General features: G+C 62.8%; 15 protein-coding genes. 10 read left to right on the top strand and 5 right to left on the bottom strand.

The window, feature by feature from the left end; genetic code table 11:
• Nucleotides 1–16 precede the first annotated feature (16 nt).
• The 5 genes from NLM25_RS18540 to NLM25_RS18520 all read right to left on the bottom strand — a co-directional run bounded on the left by NLM25_RS18540 (nt 17) and on the right by NLM25_RS18520 (nt 3,166).
• Complete coding sequence (locus NLM25_RS18540; protein WP_254137905.1) at nt 17–1,081, bottom strand: ROK family protein; 1,065 nt, start codon at nt 1,079–1,081, stop codon at nt 17–19.
• A gap of 94 nt (nt 1,082–1,175) precedes the next feature.
• Nucleotides 1,176–1,652: a DUF3147 family protein gene (locus NLM25_RS18535; RefSeq protein ID WP_254118338.1), complete on the bottom strand. Its 477-nt coding sequence runs from the start codon at nt 1,650–1,652 to the stop codon at nt 1,176–1,178.
• Complete coding sequence (locus NLM25_RS18530; protein ID WP_254118337.1) at nt 1,649–1,996, bottom strand: DUF3147 family protein; 348 nt, start codon at nt 1,994–1,996, stop codon at nt 1,649–1,651. The genes NLM25_RS18535 and NLM25_RS18530 overlap by 4 nt, the downstream gene beginning before the upstream one ends.
• Nucleotides 1,993–2,598, bottom strand: a complete 606-nt coding sequence (locus NLM25_RS18525; protein ID WP_254118336.1) for a cupin domain-containing protein — start codon at nt 2,596–2,598, stop codon at nt 1,993–1,995. Before NLM25_RS18525 ends, NLM25_RS18530 begins: the two co-directional genes overlap by 4 nt.
• Nucleotides 2,585–3,166: a phosphatase PAP2 family protein gene (locus NLM25_RS18520; RefSeq protein ID WP_254118335.1), complete on the bottom strand. Its 582-nt coding sequence runs from the start codon at nt 3,164–3,166 to the stop codon at nt 2,585–2,587. Before NLM25_RS18520 ends, NLM25_RS18525 begins: the two co-directional genes overlap by 14 nt.
• Nucleotides 3,167–3,310: 144 nt before the next feature.
• Between NLM25_RS18520 and NLM25_RS18515 the strand changes: the two genes are divergently transcribed.
• The 10 genes from NLM25_RS18515 (at nt 3,311) to NLM25_RS18470 (ending at nt 9,657) form a co-directional block, all read left to right on the top strand.
• Nucleotides 3,311–3,514 carry a hypothetical protein gene (locus tag NLM25_RS18515; RefSeq protein ID WP_254118334.1) on the top strand — a complete coding sequence of 68 codons (204 nt, stop codon included), beginning with the start codon at nt 3,311–3,313 and terminating at the stop codon, nt 3,512–3,514.
• Nucleotides 3,515–3,534: 20 nt separating this feature from the next.
• The gene (locus NLM25_RS18510) at nt 3,535–3,933 is read left to right on the top strand and encodes a low affinity iron permease family protein (protein WP_254118333.1); all 399 of its coding nucleotides are present in this window, start codon (nt 3,535–3,537) and stop codon (nt 3,931–3,933) included.
• Nucleotides 3,934–3,972: 39 nt separating this feature from the next.
• Nucleotides 3,973–4,305, top strand: coding sequence for a SemiSWEET family sugar transporter (locus tag NLM25_RS18505; RefSeq protein ID WP_254118332.1), 333 nt, complete (start codon nt 3,973–3,975; stop codon nt 4,303–4,305).
• Nucleotides 4,289–4,924: a cysteine hydrolase family protein gene (locus NLM25_RS18500; RefSeq protein ID WP_254118331.1), complete on the top strand. Its 636-nt coding sequence runs from the start codon at nt 4,289–4,291 to the stop codon at nt 4,922–4,924. Before NLM25_RS18505 ends, NLM25_RS18500 begins: the two co-directional genes overlap by 17 nt.
• A complete protein-coding gene (locus NLM25_RS18495; RefSeq protein WP_254118330.1) occupies nt 4,921–5,235 on the top strand; it encodes a hypothetical protein in 315 nt (104 codons plus the stop codon). Before NLM25_RS18500 ends, NLM25_RS18495 begins: the two co-directional genes overlap by 4 nt.
• Before the next feature lie 61 nt (nt 5,236–5,296).
• Nucleotides 5,297–5,800, top strand: a complete 504-nt coding sequence (locus tag NLM25_RS18490) for a ferritin-like domain-containing protein (protein ID WP_254118329.1) — start codon at nt 5,297–5,299, stop codon at nt 5,798–5,800.
• 59 nt (nt 5,801–5,859) lie between these two features.
• On the top strand, nt 5,860–7,017 hold the full coding sequence (locus tag NLM25_RS18485) for a YihY/virulence factor BrkB family protein (RefSeq protein WP_254118328.1): 1,158 nt from the start codon (nt 5,860–5,862) through the stop codon (nt 7,015–7,017).
• 172 nt (nt 7,018–7,189) lie between these two features.
• Nucleotides 7,190–7,411, top strand: coding sequence for a hypothetical protein (locus tag NLM25_RS18480; protein ID WP_254118327.1), 222 nt, complete (start codon nt 7,190–7,192; stop codon nt 7,409–7,411).
• A complete protein-coding gene (locus tag NLM25_RS18475) occupies nt 7,412–9,094 on the top strand; it encodes a PHP domain-containing protein (RefSeq protein ID WP_254118326.1) in 1,683 nt (560 codons plus the stop codon). It begins immediately after the preceding gene.
• Complete coding sequence (locus NLM25_RS18470) at nt 9,094–9,657, top strand: MOSC domain-containing protein (protein WP_254118325.1); 564 nt, start codon at nt 9,094–9,096, stop codon at nt 9,655–9,657. Before NLM25_RS18475 ends, NLM25_RS18470 begins: the two co-directional genes overlap by 1 nt.
• Nucleotides 9,658–9,670 lie beyond the last annotated feature (13 nt).

The raw sequence follows: 9,670 nt of genomic DNA, 5'->3' as shown, positions 1-9,670 counted from the left end.
TGGTCGAGCTTCGCTGCTAACCCTTGCCGTTGCTACGATTGGTGAAGCGCGCGTTGCCGAGACCTGTGCCGATCGTCAGCACACCCCACCGCTTCACATCCTGCATGAACGGCATCTCCGACAGTCCCTGCACGACACCATCATTGTGCATCACGATGGCCGTGTCGTGTTCGCCGACCTGTGGGATGGCTTCGACTAGGCTGGCCGGTAGGTTGAACTTGCGGCTCTCCCAATTGCCCGGCAGGTTCTGCGCACCCTTCTCGATCGACCCGTCCGCCTTGATGACGCCGGGGCACGCGATTCCGATGAATGGCGCCAATTTGAACCCTTCCTTGTCCGCCTTCGCGATCAAGTCCTTGAGCATTTTCACCATGCGCTTGACCGCCTGCTCGCGGCTCGGCTCATCTTCGGCGTGACGCCAGAGTTCGGACTTCCACACGCAGGCCTTGGCCAGGTCGGGCGACTTCTTGGGACGCGTTTCCACCACCCCAACACGGATATTGGTGCCGCCGATGTCGATCGCCAGTATCGAATCGTGGCTCTCGAATATCCACGAGGGAGCTAAATACAGCGCTCCGATCAGACCGGCATCGTCCGGATGGTGACGGATCGGCCGCATATCTATCTTGAAGTCTTCTGCCCGTAGGATGATCTCGGTCCGCGCGATGGCGAGCTCGCCGAGGCGGCTGTCGCGAAAGCCGCCGCCGACCACGATACGCTCGGTCCTTTCCCAAGCCTTGGATTTCAGGAAGCGGCGCGTGACGTAGGCGAGTTCCTGGGCGAAATCCTCAATCGCGCTGTGAACCACCGCCGACGCTTCGGTGTCATCGCCGACGAGGATGGCATCGAGAAGCTTTTTGCTGATGTTCTCAGACGGCTCTTTGCCGAAAGGATCCTCGCCGGTCTTGCGCAGCGGCTTGCGCCACTTTTCGAGGATGTCGCGGAAGGCGCCCTTGCTCGCGCGGTCTCCGATGAATCCTTCCTCGTCCTTCAGTTCGACGTTGAAGCTGTCGATCTCCACCGAGGGAAGGCGGGAGGCGCCGTGGGCGGCGATGCCGGTAGTCGTGATCGTGTCGGACATTCTACACTCTGATCAAGTCGCCGATGCGGCCGTCCAGTCAACCGCGCGGGAAGAAGCAGAGTTCCTAACCTTGCGCCCAGGCATCAGTGGCAGATCAGCGGCTTCTCGACACTGCAGGGGCGCTGTCCCGTTCAGGCCGATGCGCGGAGCGCAACTTGCGTCGTGCAAACCAGGCCGCCACCGACACGCATAGCCAGACCAGCGACGCCGCGGCGAACGCGCCGCCGACGCTGCGCTCCACCAGCAGCCAGAACACGAAAGCAAATGCCAGCATTCCGACAGCACCTAAAGCAGCGCCGGCGGCGTCGAGGGCGGCCGCCTCTTGTCCTCGCCGCTCGCCGGAAAGTCCAGCCGCCCGCTTGCGGCGGATTTCGTGCTTTTCGATCAGCGTCGCACTGGCGCAAAAGATCGCCGGGAGCGCCAAGAAAAGGCCGCCGACCGAGGCTCCATAGCGGCTGCTGATGAGACCGGTGAAGACAGTCGCCGCTCCGCCGAGCGCGAAGCGGATCACATACTCGTACCAGCGGCTCTCACGCAGAGATGACGGCGAGATTCGAATTGGGGTCGTCATGCCTGTCCTCCCGCGAGAGACCATAGTCCGAAAGCGGCCGCCAACCAGACTATGATCGATAACAGGGTCGCCGGCAGCGCCCGCATGCGCGCTCGGATCAGCAGCTGGCAAACGACGATGCTATAGATAGCGAGCGCGACGGTACCGGCCATCATCGAAAGGCTCTGCGATGCCGCATAAGATTCGCCATGCTGATAGATCGCGATGCCGAGCGTGGCGAGCGCGACCGAGGGGGCGGCCCCGAACAGGCCGGCGAAGCTCTTGGGTCTCAGCACGTCTCCCAGCATAGCGAACGCCGACACCACGGCCCCGCCGACCAGGAAGCGGATCACGTACTCGGTCATTTTGGTTTCTTCCAAAGCTTCAAAAGCGAGCCGCTCGCACCGTACACTGGGTCCTTACGCGGCGCCGGCACCTTCGAGATCGTCTTCAGCGCTCGCGGGCGGTCCTCGATCGTCGTGCACTCGTCGTAGGTGCCCGTCGGGGGATAGGCGCCGATGACCAGAAAGTCTTCGTCCGCCGAGAGACACTGATGACCGGTCCCGGCCGGCAGGACCACGACATCGCCGGCCTTGAGCGTGAATACCCGGCCCTTGCTGCCACCGAAGCGCACGCGGCCCCTGCCGCGGGCGATGCCGAGCACCTCATGGATCCGCGAGTGGTAGTGAACATAGTCGTAGATGCCGTCGCGCCACGTGTCGTCCCAGCCGTTGGCCTCGAAAAGGTCTTCCATCACGGCCGCGGGATCGTGCCCGTCACCGACATTGACGGCGCCTTTGTAGATAACGAACGGCCAGCGCGGATGATTGGGAACGAGTCCATCGTCTTTGAACCGGACCGTATGCGGCTTTCTTAACCGGACCAGACTTGCGGCTTCGTCCTTGCCCGGACGCCCCAAGCCCGTCGCGCGCTGCACATACTCCTTCACGTCCTCAAGGATTGGCATGATCTTCCTCCTTCGATCGCAGCGGATAGCCCGTCCACAACCTGAGCAGTCGCTCGATGAAAGCGCCAAGCGCGAAGCCCGCGACGACATCGCTCGCCCAGTGCGCCAGCACGACGATCCGCGTCAGGGAAAGGCCGACAGCCAGCGTTCGGATCGCTCGTCGCGGTTGGAGCGGCAGCGTGCCCGCCGCGGATGCGAGTGCGCCCATGTGCAGGGCATGCCCCGACGGGAAAGCGTCCTCGCGTTGGCCGGAGAACGAGACGCCATGCACGTGGCCGAGCACCGTCCTGCGGTCCGGGCGGGTCTGATCGAACACCGACTTAAGGCCGTGCGGCAGCAGGGAGGCTACGACCGTGACGAGGAGCGCATGATTGCCGGCGCGCTCCAGCCCCTCCGATCTGCCCCGTGACGCGACCCAGCCGGCGACCGCCAAGGCCAGCAGGACCTTCTCGTCCGCTCCCCACGTCAGCTCGCGTGAGACGGTCTCCGCGCGATGGCTCGTGTTGCGCGCCACTGTCCGCGCAATCTTAACGTCTGTCTTTGTCGGCTTCATAGTAAAAAGGGCCATCACCTCGTCCGCGGCGGCATTCCGGGGTGCCCGCAGCGCCTCGTTTGAATTGCAGTTGCCATCATAACGTTCCAGCAAAAGCCAAGTTCATTTCCCAGGAACCCCAGCCGCGGACCAGCATTGGAAAATGCGTTCGGAGGGATCGTGCGAAAGAAACGAAATTCGCGTTTTCTGATAGCGAGCGGGACTGTGATTGCGGCAAGTCTCGCCGCCAGCTACCTGCTCATCGGCAAAAAGAACTCCGGCGCAGTCCACGCCGATTCCGAAGTCACGACCGATCAAGCTGCCGCCCAGGCCGGTGCGAGGGTTCTTCCAAGCGATCCCAAGCTCAAGGTCGAACCAAAATAGCTTCAAGGAGAGCCAAGAAAATGCGCGCCAACCTGCCAGTCGGGAATGCTTCGTCGACTTCGCCATCCAAGGGCGGCTGGTTCGCCCGCCTGGCCGTGGCGACCTCGCGCGTTTCGGGTCGGCCGGCGACTTTTCTGCTCGCCGTCGCCGTCGTGGTCGTTTGGGCCGTGACAGGTCCCCTCTTCGGCTTCAGCGACACTTGGCAGCTGGTAATCAACACCGGCACGACCATCGTGACCTTCCTAATGGTATTCCTCATCCAGGCAACGCAGAACCGCGACACGCTGGCGCTGCAGGTCAAGCTGGACGAGCTCATCCTCGCCACCAAGCATGCGCGGAACCAGATCGCTGGCATCGAGGAGGCTCCGGACGAGGACATCGAGAGCGCCAAGGTCGAAGTCCTCAAGCGAGCTGGCTAAAATAGGAACGGCGGGCGTTCGCCTGCCGTTATTCGCCCCGTGTCTAGCCTCGCCCCTTACATCGGCGGTGTCGCCGCCTTCCTGGCCTCGCTGTCTTACGTGCCCCAGGTCCGGAAGGCCTGGCCTCGCGGATCCACGGCGGACCTGTCGCTGAGCATGCTGGCCGCGCTGACGCTTGGTCTTTCGCTCTGGATCGTCTACGGCGTCATGCAGGGAGATTGGGTCATCGTAGGCTCGAACCTCGTCGGCGCCACGCTCGCCGGCATCGTTCTCGGTTGCAAGGTCCGCGACCTCTCGCCGACGCAGGAACGACAGCCGCGCCCCTCGATTGAGGCAGTCGCTCGAGGAGGGAGCCATGTCGAAAGACGGTGAGCTGAGCTACGGGCCTCCCGGCGCCAGTGCGATCCATATCTGCGTTGACATGCAGCGCATGTTCGCGGAACGGACGAAATGGAAGATGCCATGGCTCTCGCGCGTTTTGCCAAACATCGTCGAGATAACGGCGGCACATCCCGAACGCACTGCCTTCACCCGTTTCATCCCGGCGAGAAATCCCGGTGAGGGTTCCGGGATGTGGCGACGCTACTACGAGCGCTGGAGCTCGATGACCATCAATGAGCTGGGCCCGGACATGATCGATCTGGTGCCGGAGCTTGCCCGCTTCGTTCCGCCAGCCCGCACCTACGACAAACACGTCTATTCGCCCTGGACCGGGAGCGATCTACACGCCCTTCTGCGAAACGCGTCTGTCGACACCATTATCGTCACCGGCGGCGAGACGGACGTCTGCGTCCTGGCCACGGTACTGGGCGCGGTCGATTGGGGCTTCCGGGTCATTCTCGTGACCGATGCGCTCTGCAGTTCCGCCGACGAGACCCACGATTCCATGATGAACATCTACATGAACCGGTTCGGGCAGCAGGTCGAGTGCGTGACGACGGAAACTCTTCTCGCCGCCTGGCCCGGCAACGCCACAAGACCTCTGGCATGACCCCCTCCTATCTCGTGCAGATCCTGCTGCCCAAGGAGACGGGCCGCGGCGAAAGGGTACTGCAGGAATGGTTCGAGCATCTTCTCAAAGAGCTCACCGACGAGTTCGGCGGGGCCACCAGCTTCGTCCGCACGCCGGGGCAAGGCCTGTGGCAGCGCGGCGGCGGCACTGAGCGCGACAGTATTGCGATCGTCGAAGTCATGGCGGACCACCTTCTCACCGACTACTGGCGCGCTCTGGGTGAGAGGCTGGAGACCGAGCTCGGGCAGGAGGAAATCGTCGTTCGCGCCCAGGAAATCGTCACGTTGTGACGCTTAGGAACAGTCCTCAGCGCCGGCGGTTTGCAGGACGAAGCAAACGCTGGAGGACGCCATGGGCTTTTTCACCAAGGGCATCAAAACGCTGAACGACCTGTTCGTGCACACGCTCAAGGACATTTACTATGCCGAGCAGCAGATCGAAAAAAATCTGCCTGACATGATCGAGAAGGCGACCGACCCCGGCCTCAAGAACGGCTTCCAGACCCACCTCTCCGAGACCAAGGGCCAGATAACGCGGCTCGAAAAGGTCTTCCAGATGCACGACGTGGAGATCCAAGGAGTCGATTGCCCGGCGATCGACGGCATTCTGGAGGAAGCGAGCGATGTCGCCGGTGACGTCGAAGACAAGCAGGTCCTCGACGCGGCGCTCATCGCCGCCGCCCAGGCCGTGGAGCACTACGAGATTACGCGCTACGGCACGCTGATCGCATGGGCGAAGATGCTCGGCCGCGACGACTGCGCCTCGGTCCTGCAGCAGAACCTCGATGAGGAAAAGGCGACCGACGAGAAGCTCAACACAATGGCGCTGCGGAGCGTCAACCGGAAAGCCGCGTAAGCGCGCTCGTAGAGGAGGCTTTGATCAGCACGTGAGCGGCCCTCGCGGGCGGAGGAGATATGGACGACAATAAGATGGAACGCCGCTCGCGAACCGGCCTCGATGGCTTGAGCATCGCTACGGCGCTCGGCCTGATGGCGACCGCTTTTCTGATCGAGCGCTTGGTACCGACCAACCAAAAGGATGATCGACAGAAGCCGTCCAAGGATCTTCCTTCGCAATCCGATGCGAGGCAAGATGCCTCACTGGCCGGCCTCGCCGTAGAAGGGGAGGACCGCGGACGTCGGGCCGCCTCGCCCGCCGAGATCCCCACGAAGGGATGGAAGGACATTCTGTGGCGGGTCTATGCCAACATCGGCGACCACCGCATTTTGGCTCTTGCAGCAGGCATGACCTACTATAGCATCCTGGCGATTTTCCCGGCGCTGGCCGCCCTCGTCGCCATCTACGGGATCTTTACCGATCCCGGCAGCATCGCGAAGCATCTGGACGACATCGCAAGCTTCGTGCCGGGTGGCGCCATTGACGTGGCGCGCGAGCAGCTCACCCGCGTGAGCTCGAAAGGGGACCGCACTCTCGGACTGACATTCGCCGTAGGACTTGTCATCTCTCTCTGGAGCGCCAACGCTGCGATGAAGGCGCTTTTCGACACACTGAACATCGTCTACGGCGAGAACGAGAAGCGCGGCTTCTTCAAGCTGAACGCCATTTCTCTTTCCTTCACGGTGGCCGGGATCGTTTTCGTGCTGTCGGCCCTTGCCGCCGTCGTCGTAGTACCAGTCGCGCTCAATTATCTCTACCTGTCGAACTTCGCCGACCTTCTGATCCGGATCGCCCGTTGGCCTGCAATGTTCGTCGCGCTCGCCGTGGCCATCGCCTGCGTCTATCGCTTCGGACCCAGCCGCGAAGCGCCGCGCTGGCACTGGATCACTTGGGGTAGCTCGGCAGCCACGTTGCTCTGGCTCGCGGCGTCCGGCCTGTTCTCCTGGTATGCGGCCAATTTCGGCACGTTCAACCAGACCTATGGATCGCTGGGTGCCGTGATCGGCTTCATGACTTGGCTTTGGATTTCCGCGATCGTTATCCTGCTCGGCGCGGAGCTCAACGCTGAGATGGAGCACCAGACGGCGCGGGACACCACGACGGGTGCGCCGAAGCCCCTTGGCACCAGAGGAGCCCGGATGGCCGATACCATCGGTGCGAAGGAAGCTGCCTAAAAGTACTCTCGAAGCCAGATCGCGACCGACCAGCGCTTGCAACAATCTTTGCTTTTGCCGCCAACCGCCGACCGAAAGAACAAAAGACTATCGTCGGCGTTTTACCGACATGTCAGACGCTTTTGATTACTTACGGGCCTACGCCGTCCGAGCTCTTTGCAAGGCGAGATCGATGCCGCAGGGCAGGATAAGACATCTGCAGCTTGTGGCGGGACGAATCTATAATCTTCTCAAGAAAGAGGCCGCTTTTGGCCCGAATATCCAGCACCTCGAAGACTTTCGGGCAGCACAAAAGCTCGAGAAGTCTCTCGATCGCCGTCCGGATGACGGTTCGAGAACCCAAGGTCGCTTAGGCTCGGCGGCGCCGCAGGACACAAGTCGCGAGGCCAGTTGAGTGCCGTCCCTCGATACCCGCGCCGTGGCAAGTCTTCTGCGTGAATACGCGCAGCGCACCGCCTTGCGTGGCGGCAATCCGTATCGGGCAAAAGCCTATTCACGTGCCGCGGACAGCCTGGTGGCCCTTGCGATCCCTCTTCATGTGCTCGTTGCCGAAGACCGGCTCACCGAGATTCCCGGCGTCGGCGACGCGATCGCCGACATCATTGGCAAGCTTCACAAGACAGGCACGCATCCCAGCCTTGAAAAGCTGCGAAAGGAGATTCCTGCTGGCGTGCTCGAGATGCTTGCCGTGCCCGGTCTCCGCCCGGACAAAGTGCTGCGTCTTTATAAAGACCTGGCCATCACCTCGCTCTCCGAGCTGGAGGCCGCCGCCAAGGACGATCGCATCAAGAAGGCCAAAGGGTTCGGCGCGGCGCTTCAGACCAAGATCCTGCAGAACCTGGTCATCGCGAAAAGCGGAGAAGGTCGCCTCCATCTGCACCGCGCCGCCGCCTTGCTCGCACACGCCAAGGATTCGATCCGCAAGACCCAGCCAGAGCAGAAGCGCGTCACGATTGCAGGCGACTTCCGCCGAGGCTGCGAACTTGTCGGCGACTTCACGATCGTTGCGGAGGCTCCCAAGGCCGGCAAGATTTCGAAGCTGTCGCCCCCGGACGCACTGCAGATCCGCCTGTCCGACCACGGGCACTTCGGCGCCACCCTTCTTTTCGCGACCGGCTCCCCCGCCCACATCGAGCAGCTCCAGGCGTTGGCCGCCGAGAAAGAGATGCGGTTGGAAGCCGAGGGCTTGCACAAGGGGCGCACCCTGATCGCCGGCGAGGAGGCCGACATCTATCGCGCCCTCGGTCTGCCCTTCATCGATCCCGAACTCCGGGAGGGGCGGGACGAGGTCGAGTTGGCTCTGAAGGGCAAGTTGCCGAAGCTGGTCACCGACCAGGACCTTCGCGGAATCCTACACTGCCACACTGATGCCTCGGACGGGACCGAGACCTTGGAGATCATGGCCAAGGCCACGCGGCAACGCGGGTTTGAATATTTCGGCGTGGCCGATCATTCCAAATCCGCCCACTACGCTGGCGGTCTATCCGTCGAGGAAATCGCTCGGCAGCACAGGGAAGCCGACCGGCTGAACAGGCGGTTCGGCAAGGATTTCCGGATACTGAAAGGCATCGAATCCGACATCCTGGCCGACGGGTCATTGGATTATCCGGACGACGTGCTGGAGCGCTTCGACTTCGTGGTCGCCAGCATCCACGGCCGCTTCAAACTGGACCGCAAGACGCAGACGGAGCGTCTTCTTCGGGCAATCTCCGATCCTCACACCACCATCATCGGCCACATGACCGGCCGGCAGCTCCAGCGGCGGCCGGGCTACGAAATCGACGTCGAGAAAGTGCTGCGGGCCTGCGCCAAACACGACGTGGTCGTGGAGATCAACGCCCACCCATGGCGGCTCGACCTGGATTGGCGGTGGCACCAGGCGGCCCTCGACGCCGGCTGTATGATGAGCATCAATCCGGACGCGCACTCGATCCCGGAGCTCGACCACATGCACTGGGGCGTCGAGATGGCCCGCAAGGGCGGCGTCCCTGCCGACCGGGTTCTGAACGCGATGAGGCTTCCTGAGATCACGCGCCACCTCCGTCAGAAGCGGCGCTCGCTCACCCGCGCCGCCTGATGCCGCAGGCGCACGATCTCTCGCTCGAAGGAACGGTGGTGGCGGTCGCCGCCGATCGCGGACATCACTTCAGCAAACCAGCCTTGGACCACATAGTCCTGATGGAAGGCCATGGCGTCGAAGGCGATGCCCACGCCGGCGCATTCGTCCAGCACCGCTATCTCGCCCGTCGCCGGCCCCGCCTACCCAACCTCCGCCAGATTCACCGGATCCCATCCGAGCTCTTCGCAAACCTCCTCGAAGCTGGCTTCGAGGTCGGCGCGGGTGATCTCGGCGAGAACATTACCACTGCCGGGCTTGACCTAGAAAGGATCCCGATCGGAACCCTCATTGAGTTCGGACCCAAGGCGATCGTTGAACTGACCGGCCTCCGGACGCCCTGCGTCCTCATCGATCGCTTCCGGGCGGGCTTGAAACGGCGCGTGCTCTCGTCGGCAGAAACGGCCCCTCCCTTCAAATGTGGGGTACTTGGCGTGGTGCGAACCGGCGGCACGGTCGCGCCTGGCGATCGGGCGCGAGTTCGGCTCCCCTCCTCTTACTTCCGCACCTTGCCGGCTCTGTAAGGAGCCGGTGTAA

This window comes from Bradyrhizobium sp. CCGB01 (assembly GCF_024199795.1).
GTDB lineage: Bacteria > Pseudomonadota > Alphaproteobacteria > Rhizobiales > Xanthobacteraceae > Bradyrhizobium.
Note: the sequence above shows the minus strand (reverse complement) of the source record. Positions and strands in the feature narration are given on the sequence as shown.